Genomic DNA, 22,876 nt, shown 5'->3' on the forward strand with positions numbered 1-22,876 from the left:
ACTCAAGCTACGACAACTATACTTCTACAAATAAAGCTCAAAGAAAGCGGATAAATGTAAGCTTTCGAAAATAAACTGAGCTTTCAAATAATCTAAGTTTCTGAAAAAAGTGAATCCTAACGCTCAAATACCAATCGCATGGCGTGTGCAGCCTGCTCATTCACTTGCTGGTTGGCATACACTAAACCGCCATTGACCCATGTATTCTTAATTTGAGCCGAGAACTGGTGACCAGCAAATGGCGACCAACCACAATGGTACAAGCTGTTCTCGTTCGTCACTGGCATTGGGGCTGCGGTATCAACAAGAACCAAATCAGCAAAGTAGCCTTCACGAATAAAACCGCGCTCCTGAACACCATAACGAATCGCCGGGTTGTGAGCGGTTTTCTCTACCACTTGCTCCATCGTCATGTGCCCACGACTCACTTGATCGAACAGCGTCAGTAGTGCGTGCTGCACCAAAGGTAAGCCAGCAGGTGCTTGGTCGTAAGGCACTTGTTTTTCTTCCCAAGTGTGCGGGGCATGGTCCGTCGCAATAATATCAATCTGACCTGTGCTTAATGCCTTTAGTAGCGCGTCGCGATCGCTTGGGTACTTCACCGCTGGGTTGCATTTAATTTGGTTACCACGATCTGCATAGTCTTCATTGCTAAACCAAAGATGGTGAACACACGCTTCTGCGGTGATGCTCTTACCTTGAATCGGGCCCGCTTCAAACAAAGCCAATTCTTTTGCTGTTGTGATATGCAGTACGTGCAGTTGGCTGTTGTGCTTCTTCGCTAACTCAACGGCGTAAGAAGAAGAGGCATAACAAGCTTCATCGTCACGAAGTACAGGATGGTCTTCAATGGTGAATTCCGATTTCTCTTTCAACAAACGTTCTTTGTTCTGAGCAATGACAGGACCACTTTCACAGTGCGTTACGATCAATACTGGCGAATCACGGAAAATCTCATCCAATGCTTGCTCGTCTTCGACCAATAGATCTCCGGTAGATGCGCCCATAAAGACTTTCACACCGCAGTGTTTCTTTGGATCGAGTAATTTGATTTGATCCAGATTGTCTTCTGTTGCGCCAAGGTAGAAAGAGTAGTTAGCCAGAGAGCTTTGTTCCGCGATAGCAAATTTGCGTTCCAACGCTTCAATCGTCGTGGTTGCTGGGTTTACGTTTGGCATTTCCATGAAGCTCGTGATACCACCAGCGACGGCTGCGCGTGATTCGGTTGCAATAGAGCCCTTATGAGTCAGTCCTGGTTCGCGGAAATGTACTTGGTCATCGATCATTCCAGGGAGCAAATAGCAACCTTTCGCATCGATAACGACATCACTTTCCCTTGCTGCTATGTCAGTTGCGATGGTTTCGATTCGTTGATCGACCATTCGCAAATCGGTTTCGGTGATGGTTCCTTCATTTACCACACGGGCGTTTTTAATGAGCGTTGCAGACATAGCGGTTCAGAATCTCCTTGCTGATGATGCTAATGGTTGGGATGTATTTGAGGAAAAGGCGACGAAGTCATCATGGTGTGAGCCAAGCTCAATAAAAAGCACAGCTATTTGGTGTCGGCGCAGTCATCACACACACAATTGATTTCTAATTGCGGGCTAACGACGGTAAACCCCTCTTGTTTTGCATGAAATTTAAGACCGTTAATCAATTTGGGATCGATGGCTTGTTCGCTGATCTTGTTGCACTTGGAACAGATAAGAAATTGAGGGATACCGTGCTCGTGTTCGCAGAGAATATGGGAGCATACGATGTATTTATTGGAAACTTTAAGCTTGTGAGCCAGATGCTCACCTTCAAGAAAATCCAAGATTCGATACACAGACATAGCCTGAATATTCTGATCAAAATGGGCTTTGCAATAATCCACTAGCTCATAAGCTGATAACGCTCTATCGGCATGGACCAAGGCTTTCAACACCAGTTTTCTCTTAGAAGTTAATTGCTTTCCCTGAGCCTTAAAACTTTTCTCAACATGCTCAATAATGGCGTCAATATTGCTCACTCTCACCTCACACAAGACACACGCTACCTTTTAATAATTTTGATTATTGTTATGTTATAACATAAAAAATAGATTCATCAAGGTGAGACCAAAGTGAACGCGACTTGGGAATGCGCATTAGATCCGTTACTCTAATTAGCTCGTATCCCAAATCAGAATAATCAAAACGGATGGCTAGAATGGAACACGTTGGCTCTCGGGCACTGGTTGTTGAAGGCGGTGCCATGCGCGGGGTATTTTCCTGCGGCATACTCGATCATTTTATTAAGCAAGACTTCTCCCCGTTTGACAGTTTTTGGGGCGTTTCGGCAGGCGCGAGCAACTTAGCCGCATACCTTGCAAAAATGCCGGGAAGGAACCTCAAAATCTATCTTGATTACAGCTTGCGTAAAGAGTTCATATCTCCCACTCAACTGCTGCGTGGCGGTGACATGATGGACTTGGATTGGATGTGGGATATCACGCTTAAAGAACTCGATATAGATAGAGATGTGCTTTCTGCAGATCCCCGTCCTTTCTTTTTAGGGGTCACTCGACAAGACAATGGGCAACCAGAATACCTTACGCCATCCATTCAAATGCTGGCAGAAACCATGAAAGCCAGTAGCGCCCTGCCCATCATGTACCGAAACGGTGTCGCTTTAGATGGTGTGAGATACGTCGATGGCGGCGTAGCGGATGCGATTCCCGTCGCCGAAGCCATTAAACGCGGCGCGACCAGAATCATGGTGCTAAGAAGTCGGCCAGCCAGCTATCGCAAATCCAAACCTAAACTTGAAAAGCTCACTGCACGCCTGTTGAAAGATCATCCTGCTTTGGTCGAGCCAATGCTCACGCGTCATATTCGCTATAACCAGAGCTTGGAATTGATAGAGAATCCACCCGCCGGTGTTGAGATCATTCAAATCTGCCCGCCAGAAGGCTTTAAATTAAAACGCTTGAGCCGCTCGCCAGAACCATTGCGCAAAGCTTATGAATTAGGGTTGGAATTTGGCAAACATGCCATAACGCGTTGGGAGCAGAGCTAAACACCACTTTCAAAACGCAGCAGAATAAAAAAAGCCACACCATGTTAGTGTGGCTGATGCAAATTCGATGGCAGTGGATATCGTCTTTGCTTGCGTATGAGCCCAATGCACGGACTCCAAATCACTTAGGGGTCACCAATCGTGCTAAATTCAGTGCGCACGACTGTCAGTCAAACTAGTACGTTTCAAACAATCCAGAGTTGTAATCTTGAATCGCTTGTTCAATCTCTTCGATGCTATTCATGACAAACGGGCCATAATGCACGACAGGTTCATCAATTGGTTCACCGATAAAGAGCAGTACACCACTGGTGTCATTGGATTGAAGCGTCACCAACTCACCTTTAGAAAGCAGTGCCATTTCTCCCTGCATGACAACGCGCTCTCCAATATTAATGCTGCCTTTATAAGCATAGAACATCATATTGTGATCGTTAGGTGTCATCAGGTTTAACGACGAGCCTTGGTGCGCTTGCCAATCAGCGACCGTCACAGGTACACCTGTTTTACTCAATGGCCCCCGAATCACTTCATCATCAATATTCAGCTCACCAGAAATAACGCGAACTAAGCCATGCGCCTCTGCGCGATGTTCGGTAATGGTTTCCGGTTGGAAGTCGTGATATTGCGCCGGAGCCATCTTGTCTCGCGCTGGTTGATTAATCCAAATTTGGAAACCGTGCAGCTCACCATCTTCCATTATTGGCATTTCACTATGAATGACACCTCGGCCAGCCGCCATCCATTGCGCACCTCCGGAACGAAGTTCACCAACATTATCCATATGGTCACGATGTTGGAAGTGTCCCGTTAACATGTAAGTCAGCGTTTCAATGCCTCGGTGTGGGTGCGGAGGGAACCCGCCTACGTAATCGGCTCTTTGATCTGATTTCAGTTCATCTACCATCAAGAATGGTGAAAAGCTCGCATTGTTAAAGCCTGCGACACGGCGAATCTTCACGCCGTCACCATCAGCAGTTGCATGTGATGGGATAATCTGACGAATCTCTCTCACTGTACTCATAATCTTGCCTCCCTTTAGGATATGAGTTGATTCTAGAGAGCAAGTACTGAGTTTATGAGGGGGAAAAATTGTTCTACTTCATCAACTTTTTCGAACGAAAAAAAATGAAAAATAAATGTAGCTATTTTTTAAACACCCTGTATAGTGGCGGCTGGCTCTAGAAAAGAGCTGTTAATGCTACATTTAGTTTAAGTTCCCTCTCAGTAACATCCTGAATCTTCGGTTCAGACTCCTGCGTAAAACTTCCTCTTGATTGCACATTCAATAGCTTAAAAAAGATCCATCACAATTCGTACATTATTGTTTAATTTCAGAGGTTTTTATGTCTGGTAAAGTAACTGGTTCAGTAAAATGGTTCAACGAAACTAAAGGTTTTGGTTTCCTAACTCAAGACAACGGCGGCCAAGATGTATTCGTACACTTCAACGCTATCGTTGCTGACGGTTTCAAAACTTTGGCTGAAGGTCAGAAAGTAAGCTTCAACGTAGAAGATGGTAAAAAAGGTCCTCAAGCGACTGAAGTTACTCCTCTATAAGATAGCTTTTCTTGGTGCAGCATTTCCTCGCTGCACCAAACTCTCTCTCCCTTCAAAAAATTCCTCAAACTTAATACTCAGCAATCAAATATTGCTCGGTTTTCTGCTGCCTAAAATAAATGGGCTGCACCACTGTATCCATCGTTGGAACAAGATATCTTTCGTTAGATCACTGTTACCATCGTTGGTATGTAAATTACTAAAATTAGGAAAAATTATGTCTAGAAGAACAGGTCGTCAAAGACACTGGTATCAATTATTGAATAAAGAAAAGATCACAAAGAAACAGGAGAATAAATGATAGAGATTGAATTTCGTTTAAAACAACCCGACATCTCTTGGAAAGCCAAAATTCACCAACTTAACAGTGATATTTTAAGGCGCCATATATTGCCAAAACTCCAATCCGCTTGCTATCTCATTGATTTTAAATACTGTGAGAAAACCTACTCCGGTGACATTCTGTGTGACTCAGGTTCAAAGCTAGGAAGTTTTATTATTAAATAAATCAGTTTCGTGCATTAATAATTAATGTGGAAATTTAGGAAGAAATTCCCAAGGTGAAAAACATGGCAAATAAAAGCAAGAAGCAAATTGAGCAAGAAAAGAAAGAGTCCGAACAAAACGCTGCTGCGATAAAACAACAAACTCGCCGCCGAATTGAGGACATCATGGAGCAAAGAGAATTTGATAAAATGTTCGAGCTATAAATACATTCCCTTTCATTTCCTTTTCTCTACTCTTCTCAATTTAAAGTATCGATGTGCAAGGTATCGCCACCCCCTCTCTCAGTTCACAATGAGAGCTCACAATGAGCAACGCACAATAAACTCGATATGACTCCCAATGTTTCTCGCATGATGTGATTCAGTATTAGCCACTGAATATTCGACTCAGCCAGGTGTGTGCTGACAACGAAGCCATCATGCGATGAAATCGCTCCCTTATCCCTTATCCCTTATCCCTTATCCCTTATCCCTTATCCCTTATCCCTTATCCCTTATCCCAAGGAATTACAATTTACTCACTAGCTCTAGCCAAGCCCCAAATTTTGCGTATAATCGCAACCGTTTGCTTCGTATAACCCCAATGATATGGTTTGGGGGTCTCTACCAGCTCCCGCAAAGTGCTGATTACGAAGAGTCGAGATCACTGTGGATCTTACTCTTTGTAATGGCGTTCGATTTTTCTCAATCTATACCTATTCTTAGAGTAATTGCATCCACGTAAAAGCATAAGAAGAGGTGGAATATGAACGCATTTATTCAAGGTCTTCCAAAGGTAGAGTTACACTTACATATCGAAGGTTCGCTAGAGCCAGAACTGTTGTTTGAGCTTGCACAGCGCAACAACATCGACATTCCTTACGAATCACCACAAGCACTGCGCAAGGCGTACGAGTTCGAAGATTTGCAGTCTTTCCTAGATATCTATTATCAAGGCGCTAACGCGCTTCGCACGGAACAAGACTTCTATGATTTGACTTGGGCATACCTAGAGCGCTGCAAAGCCGACAACGTTATCCATACTGAAATCTTCTTTGACCCACAAACCCACACCGATCGCGGTATTGAGTTTGAGACCGTCATCAACGGTATTCACCGAGCAATGCAAGATGGTAGCGAGAAGCTAGGCATCACCTCTCAAATCATTGCGTGCTTCTTGCGTCACCTATCGGAAGAGAGCGCGATTGAAACACTGCAGTCCATTGTTAAGCACAAAGACAAAATCGTCGGTGTTGGTTTGGATTCTTCAGAGCTTGGACATCCGCCAGAGAAGTTCAAACGTGCGTTCCAACAAGCAAAAGAAGCGGGTTTGCTCACCGTGGCACACGCAGGAGAAGAAGGTCCGGCACAAAACATCATCGATTCTGTCGAGATGCTGGGCGTTAGCCGCGTTGACCATGGTGTTCGCTGCGTTGAAGATGCATCGTTGGTCGAAGCGCTTATCGAAAGTAAAATGCCACTCACGGTATGCCCGTTATCGAACATCAAGCTTTGCGTGTTTGACGAAATGGAGCAGCACAACATTGTCGATTTGCTACGTAAAGGTGTCGCGGTAACCATTAACTCGGATGATCCGGCGTACTTTGGTGGTTACATGACGGATAACTTTATGGCGGTCAGCAATGCGCACCCAATGACGAAGGCAGAGTTGGCTCAGTTTACGATCAATGCCATTAATGCGAGCTTCATCAGCGAGGCACTTAAAGCCAAATACCGTGCTCAAGTCGCTGATTACTTAGCGAATCACTGATTATAAATACAAACCAATAAGGGCTAGCGATCTAGCCCTTATTTTGTTGTTTGCTATACCTATTTCGCTACGCACCTCATGATGTGTCTCGCTCGGTTTTAACACAGTTTCTTCCCGCATTTTTCGCAACATAGAGCGCCTTATCCGCTCTTGCGACCAGTTCATCAAAACTGTCTTCCAACTCTAATGTGGAAATACCCGCACTGAACGTCACTTTCGAAACGGGGCTGAAATCCTCATCCTTAAGCGCCTCTAACCGGCTTTGCGCCCATTGCTGTGCCTTCTCTAAAGATACCTTTGAAGCGACGATGACAAACTCCTCCCCGCCCCAGCGTGCCAACATCCCTTCTTCCAAAGGATCTTGAGCGAGAAAGTCAGCAATATGCTTCAATACATCATCCCCAACATCATGCCCATAGGTATCGTTGACCTCTTTGAAGTGGTCGAGATCGAGTAAAATCAATGACACAGGCCAACTGTGCGCCCTTGCCTTCTGAAGCTGCTCGTGGACTTTGGTGATCAGTGCGCGACGGTTAAACAAGTTAGTGAGCGGATCATGCATCGCCAACCACGTAAGCTTGTGGTTGTTTGCATTGAGCAGATTGACTGAGTACGCCAACTCTTGGTTCGCTGTGTTGAGCTCTTGCGTTCTGAGTGCAACTACTTCTTCTAGCTTTCTATTGTGCTGATGGATTTCATCAAAGGTGTTTTTAAAGGCATTGGAAAGCTGGCCGATTTCATCTTTCGAATCGTAGCCAGAAAACGTGGTGTAATGGTTGTTGACTGCGTTTTCTACATCATATGTCAGCTCCAAAATCGGTCTTGTGATGGAATTGGTGAGATAAAACACGATAGGCATAAAGACAACAATCACCACCGATGAAGTAATCGCAACGTCTTCCAGTAGCTCATTGATATTGAGGAAAATATCGGACTCTTCCGTAGTCACGAAGAGCGTCCAATTAGGCAAGGTGTCGATTTTAGCAAAGGTCACGATCTTGGCTTCATTGACCTTTCTGTCGTAGTAGTGGCCGTGTCCGACATTTTCCCAATTGGTTTGCACTGCAATGTCCGCAAAACCTTCAAAGCCAACTCGCTCACCTTCAAAAATATTGGCGTGCAAAATCAGAGAGCTGTCGGGGTGAGAAACCACCGTTCCACTGCTATCAGAGATCCACGCATAACTGCTGTTGCCTAACTTCACTTTCGACAAACGCTGCGCGAGGTAGTCGACAGAGATAGACACACCGACAATCCCTTTCCAGTTATCCGCTTCGTCATACACGGGCACACCAAGGGCAACCACGGGCGTTCTGACCAGTAGGCCGACGTGCGGCGCAGTAATATGATAATCCGCGCTCTTCCACCGAGCGTCTTCTACAAATTCTGGCCACTCAATTTTGATGGTTCTGCCTTTGTGATCAATTAGATTCCAATGTTCATCGACGAAAAGCGTATTAATCACAGACTTCTTAGACATGCTTTTGAGCCATTTAAGTTCTTCGACAATAAAGTCTATATCTCCTTCTTGCACACGTTGATGACCGCTGATGGTTTGCAGTGACGCCACATGTCGTTGTAGTTCTTGACTGATGACGTCTGAATGAAGGTTGGATAATTGAATGGAGTTTTCTAAGGCGACACTAAAAATCCGTTGCCGCTCTTTAAAGTACAACACGGCGAAAAGAATCAGGACGAAACAAATCGTCATTACTGAGTACGTAACGACAAACTTGGTTCTCACACTTCGGAAAGCAAACCCCGCGATATACACAAATGTCCTTATCAAGTGTATGGATATGCATATAGTCTAGTTTGTTAATAAAGAGTCTGCTATGTGGTTTAGCGCAAAAATTGGCTTAAATTGAATGATTTATTACGAATTTCTCAGCAGCTAATAAACACTGCTCACGTAACCATTGATGGCTTGGGTCATTAGTGCGAGAGGGGTGCCAATACATCGCCACGTCGATCGGATCTTTCATGAACTCGGCTTCAAGCTCTCTGAGGTGATACAGATCTCGATATTGTTCCAGTAAGGTCTGTGGCATCAGAGCAAGGTAATCACAGCGCTGTACCACTGGCAGTATCTCGATAATACTTCCCGCCTGCCATGCCACTTGGCGCTTCCCTAGGATCTGCTCATTCTTGATGCCACGGCCAATCAAATAACCGTTTTGTTGGTCAAACTGAGAAAGGGTCACATGCTTCTCGTTCAGGTACTCTTCAACGCTGATCGTATTACCTTGTAACCGAGGATGATCCTCTCGGCACACAACCGTGAGTTTATCCGACATCAAAATCTGTGAACGCAGATGCGGGTGCAAATTGGTCTGAGCTTCAATCACCAAATCGCACTGCTGTGACCTCAGCAAGCTGGTTAAGTCCATAGTGAAAAGCGGCTCAATCCGCGTGTTTGCCTTCGGTGCTTTTTCGTTAAGTAAGGCTGAAAGCTCTGGCAGCAAAGTAAAACTGAACACACTGAGTGAAGAGATCACAAAACGCTTATCGCACTCGGCAGGATTAAATCGTGAATGCTCCGGCAACATATAAGCGATGCTTTCTACCGCCGTCGCTAACGTAGGATAGATATCAATGGCGAAGGCTGTTGGTGCCACGCCGTGGCTTTCGCGAATGAATAACGCATCCTTAAACACCTCACGAAGCCTGACTACCGCTTGGCTGACCGCAGATTGACTCACACCAAGTCGTTGTGCCGCTTTGGTGTAACTCTTCTCTTCGACAATCGCCACGAAGGTCGGGATAAGACTGTAGTCTGAGTGCTTCATAGATTATGTGTTCTCGAATATCTTCATACTGATATAAGCGTAACTTATATCATATATAACTCAACTTATGACGTTTTTTCATACAATTCCGCGCATGTGATTACAAAAGACAAAACAATAATCACACGCTCAACGTTTTACCCTCACACATCGACAAAAGGTATAACTATGAACGTCATAAAAGCCATAGGTCGCGTTATCTTTGCGATTTTTATGGTGCTATTAAAGTTCTCACTATTCATGGCTCTCATGCTTGGTGGGGCTTACTTGCTTGCACCCATGGGCACGATCAATTCAAAAGACATTGATATGAGCTTGTTCACCAACACGCCCAACGACACCATGATGGTGATTTTCAACTCCGAATACTTCAGTGGTTATCTGTTCTCTGTCACCATAGCCCTTGCCCTTTTTGTCATCTATTTGCTGTGGCAGATCCATGAAGTTGCGGTTCACCGAGCTCAAGAAAAGAAAAGCTCTCATATCCAATTGGTGTTTGCCCTCTCCTTGTGTGGCTTGTTCCTTCACAAAGCGTGGTGGGTTCTGGCGCTGATCATTGCCTTCGCGAACTGGGAGCACATTGGCAACTCACTGAGCAACATCATTCGCAATAGCCGTTTGTCGTCGCAACCACAAACACCCGCAAAAGTGACGGAGGAATAAACCATGAAAGAGGTAATGATTCCGTACATTCTGATCATGTGGATTTTGGTCTCAACGGGTGCGATCAAGTGGACATTTAAGAGCGCGTTTTGGATCATCTCTGGCGGTGCATTCATTCTGGTGGTGTTAGGGATTCTCTCGCGTCTATGGGCTCCAGTTGATTTGACTTATTCATCGACGGTGAAAGCGCCCCACTCGGTGCTCTCTCCACTGTTTCGCGAGCAGATTGACCATATCTACGTCGACCACAACCAAGAAGTGAAGAAAGGCGATGTGATCTATACGCTCGTCGACACCACCTCTTTGGCTGACGTAGAAAAAATCAAAGCAGGCATTGTTCAACAAGAAGAAAGCGTGGCTCAGTTAAGGCGCGATATTATTCGCGGTAAGACATCACCAGAGATCTTCAAAGGACGTGACATTGAATACTACGAATCTCAACTTCGCGTAGCAGAAGCGTCGTTGAAGTCTTTGCATGCCGATTTGCAAAAGACCGAGTTTGAGCAAAGCCGTAAAACCGTTCGTGCGCCTTTCGACGGCCAAGTTGCAGTGGTGAACGTAGCCGATGGTAGCCGTGTTGGTAACATGCACATCTACGACACATCACGTAAGTTCTTGGAGATGCGCATACCAGACCAAACCTACCGCTATGTTGAACAGGGTCAGTTTGCTGAGTTCTACGTCGATGCGTATCCGGGTGAAGTGTTCCGAGCTCGTGTTCACAGCATCACGGCGGGTACTGGAGAATCATCGGTCTCGCCATTGCAAGGCCCACAGAGCGTTCGTCAACACGTAGGCGCAAACACCAGTAGCCACGGCCGTACAGTGATTCTGGAAATTTTCGAACCAGAGGACAAGTCCATCCCAATCGGTGCCACTGGCTCTGCATGGATTGCTGCAAATAAACCACACAGCCTGTTTGGCTTCATTGATGTGATTGGCGCAGCAACGGTTCGACTTCACTCTTATAAGTCTTACCTGAACGCGATGTAGTTAACAAACAAACCGCCAACTTCGGCGGTTTGTTTTTATGAAGCCAATTAAGACCTTACATTTCTTCCGTGGTTAGCCTGCGGTTTTAGCGCTAGACTGAGTGAGCTAAATAAAGCATACACAAAAGGAAGAAAATCATGATTCAACAAGGTCAAGCACTGCCTGCTGCAACGCTAAGCGAACTGACTGCAGATGGTATGGTAAATCACCAAGTAACAGAGCTATTTGCAGATAAGAAAGTGGTTCTATTTGCGGTTCCAGGTGCATTTACTCCTACTTGTTCTGAAGCGCACCTGCCAGGTTACGTCGTATTGGCTGACCAACTAAAGGCAAAAGGCGTGGACCTGATTGCTTGTGTATCTGTTAACGATGCATTCGTAATGCAAGCTTGGGGTGAAGCACAAAACGCATCTGAGCTGCTAATGCTGGGTGATGGTGACGCAAGTTTTACTAAAGCACTGGGCCTAGAAATGGACACCGGCGGTTTTGGTGGCGTTCGTTCACAGCGTTACGCGATGATCATCGACAATGGTGTGGTTACGACACTAAACGTTGAAGAACCGAAAACATTTGAAGCAAGCAAAGCGGAAACCATTCTCGCTGCACTTTAAGCTCAACGCTAAGATCACAAAACGGAAGCCTCTGCGCTTCCGTTTTTTCTATCTGAACTCACTGATTTTACTAGCTCAGCGCCACACATTTAATGAAGATAAAGTTCGGGAACGTCGCCAAACGTTGGTAATGCTCCTGAGAGATTTCACGAATTTTTTCATTCACCTTACCTTCTGAAATCGCCAGCATCGCCATGTTACTGCCCGTGATCGCATCGGTAATGTCTTGTAATGAGCGGCGGTAGAATGCCACAGGAACTGGTTCTCCTACGGTATTCCACATATCTTCAACCAGCTCTTTATCGTAGTAATTGCCAGAGGCCGAACATTCGAAATCCGCAAATGGATGATGGGTCGAGAAGACAAACTGACCACCGGCTTTTAATACTCGTTGAATATCGTTAAATAAGGGGCGAAGGTCTTCAATGTAGTGAACCATAAGCGGGCAAATGACCAAGTCGTACTGTCCGTCTCCCTCTTCTGGTAACCCGAGCGCCAAGTTTTGCGCGTAAGCGGTGACCGAGCTACCAAGCTTTTCTTTTACGATATCTATCATCTCTTGAGCAGCGTCGATGCAGGTTACTGAGCTTGCGCCCAACTCAAGAAGAAGCTGCGCGTAAATACCAGAACCACAACCTAAATCCAGCACCTTTTTGCCTGCCACATCACCGACTAGTTCAAGGGTGTTTGGACGCTCAAAATGCGCGTTGTACAGGTTATCTTGCGCGGCTAAATCGTATTGCTTTGCGTAGGTGGTGTACATTTCTTGCTTCATGGTGACTCCGACAGAAAAAGTGGGATGCGAAGACTAGAAAATACCCGATAACAAGTAAAGTCAAAAGCACGTTAGAAGCGTGATCTTGCGCGTACATTGAGGAAGATTGGCGATTAATGGTTAGGTTGAGCCTTTCCAACCGATTGCAAAGGCTCGATGTGTAACGATAAAGCGCTTGTTGGAATGAAAGGAACAGCACTAGCGCATGCGCACAACGCTGGTCTCTTGCTTGCGCTGCATCTCAGCAAACGTTAAGACAAACGGGGAAGATTGCTTAACTCGACTTGGTAATGAAGACAGGGCGTTGTAGGCGTCTTGCTTGGTTTTGAAATCCCCAACCGTCACCGTATACCAACGTGTGCCACGGCTGTTTTTCCAGTTTACCCACACCGGATGTTTAGGGTCGATGTAGCGAATGTACTCTTTGACATCCTTTTCTTTCTTTAAGGCCAGCACTTGCATGGTGTAGTGATTTGGGTTGAGGTAGCCATAAGCGTCTTGCGATGACATCACACCCACACACTGCCCTGTTTCCATTGGTTGGTGCTGCGGCATCACACAGCCAGTAAGTGACATAGCCAAAGTCAAAGATAGAATCTTGCGCACGCGTAACTCCGTTTTTTTGTTCTGAATGGTTCTCTTGAAGAGTGCTCTAAATTGAGTAGGCGACCACCGGCACCAAAACATGAAACACAAAATAAAAACGGCAGATTGACCGTATCAATCTGCCGTTTCGTTCTCTGTAATTTATCTATTTTCAGCGCAATTCTTAAAGCTACTGAGCCTCCGGTGGTTCTGGAAATACCACTTGGTTCTTACCATTGCGTTTAGCCTCGTAGAGACTTTTATCTGCTCGGCGGAAGTATTCATCGTTGTAGGTGAAGGTTTCGATTAACCCACCGTGACTGACACCAATAGACGTAGTGACATTCAAACTCGCTTCTTCTGTCTCAAACGAAACATCACCAATGTGTTGGCGCATTTCCTCAAGACGCTTGGCCAGATCGTCAGTGGTTTTCAACAACATTAAGAACTCTTCCCCACCCCAACGAATCAGTAACTCTTGAGATTGAACATGAACTCTTAAACGTTCAGCAAAGCCTTCTAGAATACGATCTCCCGTTTCGTGTCCATGCACATCGTTTACTTGTTTAAAGTTGTCGATATCAAACAACACCACTCGGTATTCCGCTTTGGCATCTAGGTGCTCAGGATGATCAATCTGCGCGTAGTAATAGCGTCGGTTGTGCAATTGAGTCAAAGGGTCGAGCAACGAAAGCTGCTCCAATTCTTGGTTTTTGCGCTGCGTGGCTAGCACTTTCGTCACCGTCAGCGCCAGTACCACTGCTGAGATCGCAATCCAAATAATCGCAATCTGAAAACGCAGTTTCTCTTGGTCCAACTCAGATTCCGCTAAGCGCTTTTCGACTTCCAACAAGTCTCTTTCCCGTTGGATATGCTCCGTCGCAAATGCCTGCTCTAAATCATACACTTTGCCCAGCAACTGCTTTTTGCTATCGACGGAAAAGTGTTTAAACGAGCTCAGCGCTTGTTCGTATTCACCCAGTTGTTCAAATATCTTCGCCTTTTGTTCTTCTACTCGAATCAACCAGCGTTGATGCTCGATTGAGCGAAAAGCCGCAGCGCTTAAAGCTGCACTCTGCATGGCTTTGTCTAAATCTCCCATCGCCAGTTGGCATTTGGACATAATCAAATAGCACTGGCCATATTCAATGGGATAATCCGCCGCTGAAGGCAACATCACACATTGTTGTGTGGTTTCCAACGCTTTCGGGTATTGCTCTTCCAACAGCAACATATCTGCTTTGCCTTTCAGCTGAATAAGGTGATGGCGCAGATTGGTTGAAGTAGGTTTGTAGAACTCTTGCGACTTATCATAAGCCGTGCGAGCCAATTCGGCTTTACCTTGTCGATTGTAGATATGCGCCTCATTGAGATACATGATCTGCAACCCTCTGGCTTTGTGCCCTTTGGCATGGCGCTTGAGGTAAATTTGCTGCGCTTTTTGAATGAACTCTAATGCTCTATCCCAGCTTTCGATGTGCAGATAAAGCAGACCAAGGTTATTGTAAATCGTACCTTTGTAAGCCTCTTGCCCAACTTGTTCGGCGATATCAATGCCATCAAGGAAGTAACGTTGGGCATCCACCAGCTGGTTTGTCGCATTACTCAACGCGCCTGCGACGTTATAAAACTTGGGCAAAAGCGAGTTGAGGTGCTCTTTCTCCGCTATTTCGATAGCGAGTTTTATTTCGCTCAACCCCACATCATTTCGGCCGTGCAAGGTGTGCTCTTTCGCACTGTCTGCTAGCAACACGGCATCAAGCCATGGTTGATCGCTCTCTCGGGCAATGGCTTGAAGTTGTTGAAGGTAGTCGGCCGCCAATAGAGGCTCATCATTCACACGAGCCAATCGATATTGCTGATACAAGGCATAGGAGGTTTCGAGCTCAGACGTAAAGGCATTACCGACTGCCTCCAACGCTTGTTGCGCACTTTCAGGATCACTGTAAATAAGCGAACTCACATCGAGTAGCGCTTGTCCTTGAGCTGTTTTAGCAAGCAAAATTTGAGGATCTTGACTGGCAGTTTGTTTGATATGTTCACTTGGCGAATCCTTACGCCAGTAATCGTGCAAAGCGAAAGCGACCACTACCCAAAGTAGCGCCGCTAACAAGGTGACAACATAGCTTTTTCTCACGAAGTATTACGTTCCATCTCGATTGTATTTAGATTTTTCTTTTTAGAAGCATCTGATTTATAAGAAAACCATAGCATTAATCAAATGCATTCCCAAGCATGCATAAGAATCGATATTTATATGAATGTCACGTTTCAGCCCATGGTTAGGCAAATGCTCTAATGGCAAGTTTTATTGCCATTTGTGTATGTTCTTCTGTGAAGTTAGGAGGAGAAAGGGCTGAGCTTGAGAGAAAAATGAAAAAGCCGCATCTGAAACTCAGATGCGGCTCAAATAGAATTGGATTCAGAGAAGTTAGAACCAGCTCGCAACCAAACGTTTGAACCAATCCATTAGGCGTTTAAAGATGCCACCCTCTTCAACAGGTTCAAGCGCAACCAATTCCGCTTCTTTGACTACGTCGCCATCGACTTTGTACAACACTTTGCCGACAACTTGGTCTTGCTGAATTGGAGCCATTAGGTCGCCATTGTATTCCACTTCGGCTTCCAGCTTATTCACATCACCTTTTGGCAACGTTAGGTAGATATCACGATCAACACCGACTTTTAGTTCGTCTTGGTTACCCATCCAAACACGTGCCGTTGCCACTTCTTTACCTGCTTGCGTTGGTACAACGGTATCGAAGAAACGGAAACCGTAGCTCAGAAGCTGTTTACTCTCTGACTCACGCACGCTAGGGCTTTTCGCCCCCATCACAACCGCAACTAAACGCATGTCACCGTTGGTTGCAGAAGTCGCAAGACTATAACCCGCGCCGCTGGTGTAACCCGTCTTCATGCCGTCAACGCTCATGCTTCGGTCACGTAGCAATCCGTTACGGTTGTATTGAGTAATGCCGTTGTAGGTAAACGAAGTCTCGCTGTACAACGGGTAGATATCTGGAAGATCACGGATAATCGCACGGCCTAGCGTTGCAATGTCACGCGGCGTTGAATACAGACCATCGCTATCCAAACCATGTGGGTTGGTAAATGCAGAGTTTGATAGACCAAGTTGGTTCGCCCAGCTGTTCATCAAACCAACAAAGCCCGCTTCACTACCTGCAACGTGTTCTGCGATAGCAACACTGGCGTCGTTACCCGATTGAACAATCAATCCACGGTAAAGATCCGACAGTGAAACCGAAGTGCCGACTTCGATAAACATCTTGGAAGAATCAGGGAAGTTTTTCGCCCACGCGTTGCGGCTGATCACCACTTCATCGTCTAGGCTAATGTTGCCAGACTTCACCTCTTGACCCGCAACATAAGCGGTCATCAGCTTAGTCAAACTTGCCGGGTTTAGGCGTTTGTCGGCATCACGTTCCACTAGCACGGTGCCAGTGTGGTAATCCATTAATACGTAGCCACGAGAGCTCAGCTCTGGGGCATTTGGAACAACGGTAGGAGCAGCAAAACTAAACGCAGAAACAGCAGTCAAGGTGGTCGCTAACGTAGCATTGAATAAAGTGTTTTTTCTCATAGCAGCATTCTGTGGCTTACAACTTACAAACTAACTCGAGTATATGGAAACGCTGTTCAGTTACAGCACCTCTGTTACGATTGGTTACGTTTACTCGATATTTGTCGAAAAGAATGCGAAGTTCGTTGGAATTTGTGCTTATTCGTTAACCAATCCCTTGAAATCATGAATTTTGATTAGCCCTAGTTCAGCGCTTGCGTTCTTTGGAGCCTTACCGACCTTTACTCGCGCGTCACGCTGCTACTTTTGGTCAAACAATCTTCGCTAGCACCAAACGAATACTTACACATCAAAACATTACACCTCATTGTATTTTTCACTAAAAACCTGACTTACAACCAGAATAAAAGCCTTAAAACTCTATCGATTTGCAATGTTTTACACAAAACATTATGATCACGTCGCATTTTTTAATTAGAACTCAAAACAATCGGAGGGCGGTTTTAGTGTTTTTCTTGTTCAGGAAAGGCACATTTAAAAAAGCGTACATGTTGTATTTATGGATAATGCACTAAAAAAATATAGTATCGACACTACCGACTATCAGGTTGGTCAAGATAACGTTCAAAAATGGGGATTTGATATCCACAATCCAGTATTTGGGATTAGTGCTGGTCTTGTTCTTCTCTGTCTTGCTTCTCTTTTAATTGTTGATCCTTCAACAGCCCGTGATGCCTTAAACGGCGTCAAGAACAGCATCATTTCTGACTTCGATGTGTTCTTCATGTGGTCTACCAACTTCTTCATCGTATTTGCTATCGCAGTCTTACTTTCACCACTGGGTAAAATCCGCATTGGTGGTAAAGACGCGCAAGCAGAACACTCAACAGTTTCTTGGTTATCTATGCTGTTCGCAGCGGGGATGGGTATCGGTCTGCTATTTTGGAGTGTTTCGGAACCAACGGCTTACTTCACTGATTGGTACGGCACACCACTGAACGTAGAACCTTACACCGAGGAAGCTAAATCACTCGCTATGGGTGCCACCATGTTCCACTGGGGCATTCACGGTTGGGCGATTTACGCCATCGTTGCACTTTCACTGGCTTTCTTTGCTTTCAATAAAGGCTTACCACTTTCTTTGCGCTCTGCGTTCTATCCACTATTTGGTGATAGAGCTTGGGGCTGGTTAGGTCACGTCATCGACATTCTTGCGGTACTTTCAACCCTGTTTGGTCTAGCAACTTCGCTTGGCTTGGGTGCACAACAAGCCACCAGCGGCATCAACCATGTATTTGGTTTGGATGGCGGCATTGGCATGCAAATGATCGTAATCGCGTTCGTGACCTTTATTGCGGTTCTTTCTGTTGTTCGAGGCATCGACGGCGGCGTTAAGCTATTAAGTAACATCAACATGGCAGTGGCATTTGCCCTACTTGCTTTCGTGTTGTTCATTAGCTTTGATGTAGCGACAACTTCTATCTGGGATACGACCGTCGCTTACGCAAAAGACATCTTCGCGCTAAGTAATCCGCATGGTCGTGATGATACGGAATGGATGCACGGCTGGACTGTGTTCTACTGGGCATGGTGGGTATCTTGGTCACCATTCGTGGGTATGTTTATCGCACGAGTTTCAAAAGGTCGTACTGTTCGTGAATTCCTATTTGCCGTTATCGTTATTCCAACCACTGTGACATTGATTTGGATGGCTGTGTTTGGCGGTATCGCGCTTGATCAAGTAGTCAATAAAGTGGGCGAACTGGGTGCGAACGGTCTGACAGATATCTCGCTCACGCTATTCCACGTTTACGATGCAATGCCGTTTAGTTCTGTCATTTCTGTTCTGTCTATCGTTCTGATTTTAGTGTTCTTTATCACTTCATCAGACTCAGGTTCATTGGTTATCGATAGCATCACGGCTGGCGGTAAAATTGATGCACCTGTACCACAACGTATTTTCTGGGCATGTATTGAAGGCTCTCTCGCTGCGGTGATGCTTTGGATCGGTGGTAAAGAAGCACTGCAAGCGCTTCAATCCGGCGTGGTGGCAACAGGCTTGCCATTCACCTTTGTTCTATTGCTGATGTGTGTCAGTTTGATCAAAGGTTTGAGATCAGAATTGCCTGCTTATCAAAACACTGCACAGAAACAATCTGTAGCTTAGTAAAAGCTGTAGAGCATCAAGGTGAGAAACGAGCGTCCATTTGGCGCTCGTTTTTTTATCCGCGTCATTGCCTGTATTGTTGAGTCAGTAAGTTAAATTCTTACACATAAAAAAGCCCCAAGCACAAAGGCCTGGGGCAAATAAAGCAATGAGTTATTGGTCAAGGGTAGCTAACTCACCACTGGAACAACGTTGTATTCATGAATGGTGATGGAGCCTGCTTCCTCAATCGAAACTTGCCATGTCTCGTTAACGGTCAAGTTAACGGCTTCACCTTTCATCATCGAATCTTCATAACTGTCTGCTGTTAATCGAATACGCAGTTCCACTTGGAAACGATCACCTTTTGGTTTCACTTCGATCTGCTGAACGTCGTGATCGCAGTTTGGTTTGAAGGTTGCACGAGCAATCGCGTACCAATCACGGAAGCCGTCATGCCCTAGGAATTCACCTTCTGGCATCGACCACTTCACGTCTTGTGCTAGCTTATCGGTAAAGAACTCTGTGTCTTCTTCCAGTACATCGAACTTAGCAAACCACTCGGCAACAAACTTCTGCATACGACTTTCTGGTGAAGCCGTGATCTCCTCAATCTGCGCCAACAAACGGCTCGCATGATCTTTCGCACGCGCTTGTACCTCTTCCAATTTGTTGTAAACATTTGGAATGTAAACCATGCGGTGCGTGTAAATTGGCTTGCGGTAGTTCATACCTGCCAAGTAAGCGGTTTGTTGGAATGGGTAAACAAACTGCTCAATAGTAAAGTGGTTGTAGCCTAGAGGATCGTAAGACTCTTCAGGGCCACCTACCGTAAAGGAAAGAATGAAATCTTTGCCTTTTAACTTGTCGCCTTCTGGGCCGTAAGCGAAGTTGAAATTGAATACATCATCCACCCACTTTTTCAGTAAGGCTGGCGACGAGTACCAGTAGAATGGAAATTGAAGCACAACCACATCCGCACTCACGAGCGCCGCTTGCTCTGCTTCAACATCAATTTGATAGTTCGGATACAGAGTATCTAGGCGGCGAACTTCAACATCATTCAGTCCCGCTTTTAGCTCGTCTATGATAACGGTGTTTGTGTATGACTCATCTAGGTTTGGGTGACCTGAAATTACCAGTACTTTGCTCATCGTGATTCCTCTGTTTCGAAGCGTTAACCGATGAGTAGAGAATACGCCGAAGTGACCTTTAGTTTTAGACGCTCTTTACTTAAATCATTATTAGGTAGAAACTAAAGATAAACACATCACTCGGGAAAAGGCATGAACGGCACGACCTACAACCAACTAATGATGTTCCATACCATTGCGCAAGAAGGCAGCATCACCGCCGCAGCACGTAAATTAGAGATCGCCCCGCCCTCGGTGAGCCAAGCGTTAAAGATGCTAGAAGAGCAACTCGGCTTGCCTCTATTTACTCGTACCACTCGCCGCATTGAGTTAACAGAAGCGGGACAGTTGCTCTATGAACGCACGCTCGCGTCGATGTCAGAGTTAAACCTTGCTGTTGAAAGCGTTAGCGACTTGAGCCGAGTCCCTTCGGGTAAAGTTCGTATCACCGTGCCTCGATTCGTGTATCAATCGCTACTCAAACCCATCTACATTGAGTTCTGCCAACGTTACCCGAGCATTCAATTAGAGATTTCTGTTTCTGACAAAGCCATCGACATCATTCGTGACGGCTTTGATATGGGTATCCGCTTTGGTGACCGAGTAGAAGAAGGCATGATCGCACGCCAACTAACACTCCCAGTGAAAGAAGCGTTATTCGCCTCACCGGGCTATGTTGAGCAATATGGCTTACCTGAAACACCCGATGATTTGAAACAACACAAACTGATTCAGTATCGGTTTATCTCGTCTAACCAAGTGGCTCCACTGAATCTAAACAATCAGGGCGAAACCATTACCGTTAACATGCCAACTGCCCTCATTGTGAATGATACGGATGTGATGATAGATGCCGCGCACAACGGTTTGGGGATTGGGCGTATCGTGACGCCAATGGTCGAAGAAGGCTTTAAGAAAGGTGAAATCGTGCCTGTGCTTGAGGAATACTGGCAGCCCTACTCGGGCTTATATGTCTACTTTCACAAGAATACTCAGAAGGCGAAGCGCGTCCGCGTGCTCATTGACTTCTTACTTGAGAAAGCTGAGCTTTAGTACAACAAAAAAAAGGAATGCCGAAGCATTCCTTTTTACTGATTCAGAAAGGGCAATTATTCAGGCTTCTTCGCCAGCGCCGCATCAATGTCTGCTGCGCTGTGACGCTCTGCCACTTGCTCCCACTCTTCACCCCATGCGCGGTTAACAATGCGACCACGTTTTACCGCTTCACGCTCATCAATCGCTTTCGCCCAACGCACAACGTTTTTGTAACTTGCTACGTCTAGGAATTCAGCCGCATCGTAAGCACGACCCAATACAAGGTTGCCGTACCAAGGCCAAGTTGCGATATCAGCAATGCTGTACTCATCGCCACCTAGGAATTCATTGTTCGCAAGACGCTTGTCGAGTACGTCTAGCTGGCGTTTTGTTTCCATCGTAAAGCGGTTGATTGGGTATTCGAATTTCTCTGGTGCGTACGCGTAGAAGTGACCAAAACCACCGCCTAGGTATGGTGCAGAACCTTGAAGCCAGAACAACCAGTTCATTACCTCAGCACGTTTCGCGCCTTCTGTTGGTAGGAAGTGACCAAACTTCTCTGCTAGGTAAAACAAGATGTTACCAGATTCAAACACGTTCACTGGCTCAGCACCTGAACGGTCTACCAACGCAGGAATCTTCGAGTTCGGGTTAACGGACACAAAGCCAGAACCAAACTGGTCGCCATCGCCAATCTTAATCAGGTACGCGTCGTATTCTGCTGCTGTTACGCCTGCCGCCAAAAGCTCTTCAAACATGATCGTCACTTTCTGACCATTTGGTGTACCCATTGAGTAAAGTTGGAATGGGTGCTCACCAATTGGAAGCTCTTGCTCATGACGTGCGCCAGAATCCGGACGGTTGATGCTCGCCCACTGACCGCCGTTTTCATTATCGTTTGTCCAAACTTTTGGTGGAATGTATTCGTTAGTCATTGTTATCCCTTATTGTGTTTGAATGCATCTTCAAACTGACGGCTTTTGCGCGCCAGCAAGCATTATTAAAATCACCACTTCGCCAACTGCGATTGGGCATACTCAAGATATTAGGTCGAATTCGCCAAATAAAAGTCCTGCAATCTCTTTTAGTTAGAACCTTTGGTTATGGGAATTTCTTTCACGCTATAAGTAAAAAGTGCACGTTAATGTGAACTAGGTTCGAGATGCCAATAACGAAGAACAGATCAGATTTAACGGCCCATCCATCATCTCCGTCTTAATCAAGCTCGCATCGTGGCAACAACTGATCGAGAACGCGAACCCGTGTAGATAATCTGCCAATAGATCCAAACTGTCTTTCTCCACTTGCGGAGACAATGCCAAAGGCTGAACAATGATTTGATAGCGCTCAGTAAACACTTGAGCAGGGCCATGAGATGTCATGCTCAACATGGTTTGCAATAACCCGTTGTATTCACGCAACAGTTCAATGTAGCTAACACACAAGTTTTTAAGTTCGCCTTGCCAATCTTCATTCACTTTCGGTTGATAAATTTCCTCCACCAGCGATGTGGTCAACGCTTCAAGCAACGCATTCTTGTTTTTGAAGTAGTGATAGATCGCCATAGGATCCACATTTAATTGCGTCGCTAACGAGCGAATACTTGGTACCTTGCCATCCTTTTTCATCAATGACTTAGCTGTATCTAGGATGTTTTCTGCGCTTAACTGCGACTGCTTGGCGGCTGGTCTCCCGCGTTTCTTTTCGTTGACAGACATTTGATCTTCCCGATAAACTCAGAATTAATT

The 22,876-nt window shown here is 45.6% G+C and carries 22 protein-coding genes and 1 riboswitch; of the genes, 10 read left to right on the plus strand and 12 right to left on the minus strand.

Annotated elements, in window-relative coordinates; genetic code table 11:
- Positions 1-116 precede the first annotated feature (116 nt).
- Entirely contained in the window at positions 117-1,451 is a 1,335-nt protein-coding gene (locus VCHENC03_RS11750; RefSeq protein ID WP_009706259.1) for a dihydroorotase, read from the minus strand.
- 104 nt (positions 1,452-1,555) lie between these two features.
- Entirely contained in the window at positions 1,556-2,014 is a 459-nt protein-coding gene (locus VCHENC03_RS0125935) for a Fur family transcriptional regulator (RefSeq protein ID WP_032802782.1), read from the minus strand.
- A gap of 179 nt (positions 2,015-2,193) precedes the next feature.
- Here VCHENC03_RS0125935 and VCHENC03_RS11745 point away from each other — a divergent pair, with 179 nt between their 5' ends.
- The gene (locus VCHENC03_RS11745) at positions 2,194-3,042 is read left to right on the plus strand and encodes a patatin-like phospholipase family protein (protein WP_009706261.1); all 849 of its coding nucleotides are present in this window, start codon (positions 2,194-2,196) and stop codon (positions 3,040-3,042) included.
- Between the two features lie 175 nt (positions 3,043-3,217).
- Here VCHENC03_RS11745 and VCHENC03_RS11740 read toward each other — a convergent pair whose 3' ends face one another.
- Entirely contained in the window at positions 3,218-4,066 is an 849-nt protein-coding gene (locus tag VCHENC03_RS11740; protein ID WP_009706262.1) for a pirin family protein, read from the minus strand.
- 322 nt (positions 4,067-4,388) lie between these two features.
- Between VCHENC03_RS11740 and cspE the strand changes: the two genes are divergently transcribed.
- From cspE to VCHENC03_RS11725, 4 genes are all read left to right on the plus strand, one after another.
- Entirely contained in the window at positions 4,389-4,601 is a 213-nt protein-coding gene (gene cspE, locus VCHENC03_RS11735; RefSeq protein ID WP_005439099.1) for a transcription antiterminator/RNA stability regulator CspE, read from the plus strand.
- A gap of 297 nt (positions 4,602-4,898) precedes the next feature.
- On the plus strand, positions 4,899-5,108 hold the full coding sequence (locus VCHENC03_RS28035) for a hypothetical protein (RefSeq protein WP_032802783.1): 210 nt from the start codon (positions 4,899-4,901) through the stop codon (positions 5,106-5,108).
- A gap of 62 nt (positions 5,109-5,170) precedes the next feature.
- A complete protein-coding gene (locus VCHENC03_RS11730; protein ID WP_009706263.1) occupies positions 5,171-5,311 on the plus strand; it encodes a hypothetical protein in 141 nt (46 codons plus the stop codon).
- A 346-nt stretch (positions 5,312-5,657) separates the two neighbouring features.
- Positions 5,658-5,757, plus strand: a riboswitch (purine riboswitch).
- Positions 5,758-5,852: 95 nt separating this feature from the next.
- Complete coding sequence (locus VCHENC03_RS11725; protein WP_009706264.1) at positions 5,853-6,857, plus strand: adenosine deaminase; 1,005 nt, start codon at positions 5,853-5,855, stop codon at positions 6,855-6,857.
- Between the two features lie 76 nt (positions 6,858-6,933).
- Here VCHENC03_RS11725 and VCHENC03_RS11720 read toward each other — a convergent pair whose 3' ends face one another.
- Together VCHENC03_RS11720 and VCHENC03_RS11715 are read right to left on the minus strand one after the other, a co-directional pair.
- Positions 6,934-8,568: a sensor domain-containing diguanylate cyclase gene (locus VCHENC03_RS11720; RefSeq protein WP_032802784.1), complete on the minus strand. Its 1,635-nt coding sequence runs from the start codon at positions 8,566-8,568 to the stop codon at positions 6,934-6,936.
- Between the two features lie 148 nt (positions 8,569-8,716).
- Positions 8,717-9,646, minus strand: a complete 930-nt coding sequence (locus tag VCHENC03_RS11715; protein ID WP_009706266.1) for a LysR family transcriptional regulator — start codon at positions 9,644-9,646, stop codon at positions 8,717-8,719.
- A gap of 168 nt (positions 9,647-9,814) precedes the next feature.
- Here VCHENC03_RS11715 and VCHENC03_RS11710 point away from each other — a divergent pair, with 168 nt between their 5' ends.
- The 3 genes from VCHENC03_RS11710 to VCHENC03_RS11700 all read left to right on the plus strand — a co-directional run bounded on the left by VCHENC03_RS11710 (position 9,815) and on the right by VCHENC03_RS11700 (position 11,913).
- Positions 9,815-10,309, plus strand: a complete 495-nt coding sequence (locus VCHENC03_RS11710) for a hypothetical protein (RefSeq protein ID WP_009706267.1) — start codon at positions 9,815-9,817, stop codon at positions 10,307-10,309.
- A 3-nt stretch (positions 10,310-10,312) separates the two neighbouring features.
- Positions 10,313-11,302, plus strand: a complete 990-nt coding sequence (locus VCHENC03_RS11705; protein ID WP_009706268.1) for an efflux RND transporter periplasmic adaptor subunit — start codon at positions 10,313-10,315, stop codon at positions 11,300-11,302.
- A gap of 137 nt (positions 11,303-11,439) precedes the next feature.
- Positions 11,440-11,913: a peroxiredoxin gene (locus VCHENC03_RS11700; RefSeq protein WP_005531886.1), complete on the plus strand. Its 474-nt coding sequence runs from the start codon at positions 11,440-11,442 to the stop codon at positions 11,911-11,913.
- A 70-nt stretch (positions 11,914-11,983) separates the two neighbouring features.
- Here the strand turns inward: VCHENC03_RS11700 and VCHENC03_RS11695 are convergent, their stop codons facing one another.
- The 4 genes from VCHENC03_RS11695 to VCHENC03_RS11680 all read right to left on the minus strand — a co-directional run bounded on the left by VCHENC03_RS11695 (position 11,984) and on the right by VCHENC03_RS11680 (position 16,874).
- Positions 11,984-12,688: a class I SAM-dependent DNA methyltransferase gene (locus VCHENC03_RS11695; protein ID WP_009706269.1), complete on the minus strand. Its 705-nt coding sequence runs from the start codon at positions 12,686-12,688 to the stop codon at positions 11,984-11,986.
- A 198-nt stretch (positions 12,689-12,886) separates the two neighbouring features.
- Positions 12,887-13,294, minus strand: coding sequence for an SPOR domain-containing protein (locus VCHENC03_RS11690; RefSeq protein ID WP_009706270.1), 408 nt, complete (start codon positions 13,292-13,294; stop codon positions 12,887-12,889).
- 169 nt (positions 13,295-13,463) lie between these two features.
- Positions 13,464-15,410 carry a tetratricopeptide repeat-containing diguanylate cyclase gene (locus VCHENC03_RS11685; protein WP_009706271.1) on the minus strand — a complete coding sequence of 649 codons (1,947 nt, stop codon included), beginning with the start codon at positions 15,408-15,410 and terminating at the stop codon, positions 13,464-13,466.
- A 294-nt stretch (positions 15,411-15,704) separates the two neighbouring features.
- A complete protein-coding gene (locus tag VCHENC03_RS11680; protein ID WP_005439123.1) occupies positions 15,705-16,874 on the minus strand; it encodes a D-alanyl-D-alanine carboxypeptidase family protein in 1,170 nt (389 codons plus the stop codon).
- A 499-nt stretch (positions 16,875-17,373) separates the two neighbouring features.
- Between VCHENC03_RS11680 and VCHENC03_RS11675 the strand changes: the two genes are divergently transcribed.
- Entirely contained in the window at positions 17,374-18,981 is a 1,608-nt protein-coding gene (locus VCHENC03_RS11675) for a BCCT family transporter (RefSeq protein WP_009706274.1), read from the plus strand.
- Between the two features lie 170 nt (positions 18,982-19,151).
- Here the strand turns inward: VCHENC03_RS11675 and VCHENC03_RS11670 are convergent, their stop codons facing one another.
- Positions 19,152-20,114: an NAD(P)H-dependent oxidoreductase gene (locus VCHENC03_RS11670; protein ID WP_009706275.1), complete on the minus strand. Its 963-nt coding sequence runs from the start codon at positions 20,112-20,114 to the stop codon at positions 19,152-19,154.
- 132 nt (positions 20,115-20,246) lie between these two features.
- Between VCHENC03_RS11670 and VCHENC03_RS11665 the strand changes: the two genes are divergently transcribed.
- Positions 20,247-21,146, plus strand: a complete 900-nt coding sequence (locus VCHENC03_RS11665) for a LysR family transcriptional regulator (RefSeq protein ID WP_009706276.1) — start codon at positions 20,247-20,249, stop codon at positions 21,144-21,146.
- A gap of 56 nt (positions 21,147-21,202) precedes the next feature.
- Here VCHENC03_RS11665 and yghU read toward each other — a convergent pair whose 3' ends face one another.
- Positions 21,203-22,063 carry a glutathione-dependent disulfide-bond oxidoreductase gene (yghU, locus tag VCHENC03_RS11660; protein ID WP_009706277.1) on the minus strand — a complete coding sequence of 287 codons (861 nt, stop codon included), beginning with the start codon at positions 22,061-22,063 and terminating at the stop codon, positions 21,203-21,205.
- Between the two features lie 216 nt (positions 22,064-22,279).
- On the minus strand, positions 22,280-22,846 hold the full coding sequence (locus tag VCHENC03_RS11655) for a TetR/AcrR family transcriptional regulator (RefSeq protein WP_009706278.1): 567 nt from the start codon (positions 22,844-22,846) through the stop codon (positions 22,280-22,282).
- Positions 22,847-22,876: the final 30 nt, after the last annotated feature.

The organism is Vibrio sp. HENC-03, assembly GCF_000305755.2.
In the GTDB taxonomy this organism is placed as follows: Bacteria; Pseudomonadota; Gammaproteobacteria; order Enterobacterales; family Vibrionaceae; genus Vibrio; species Vibrio owensii.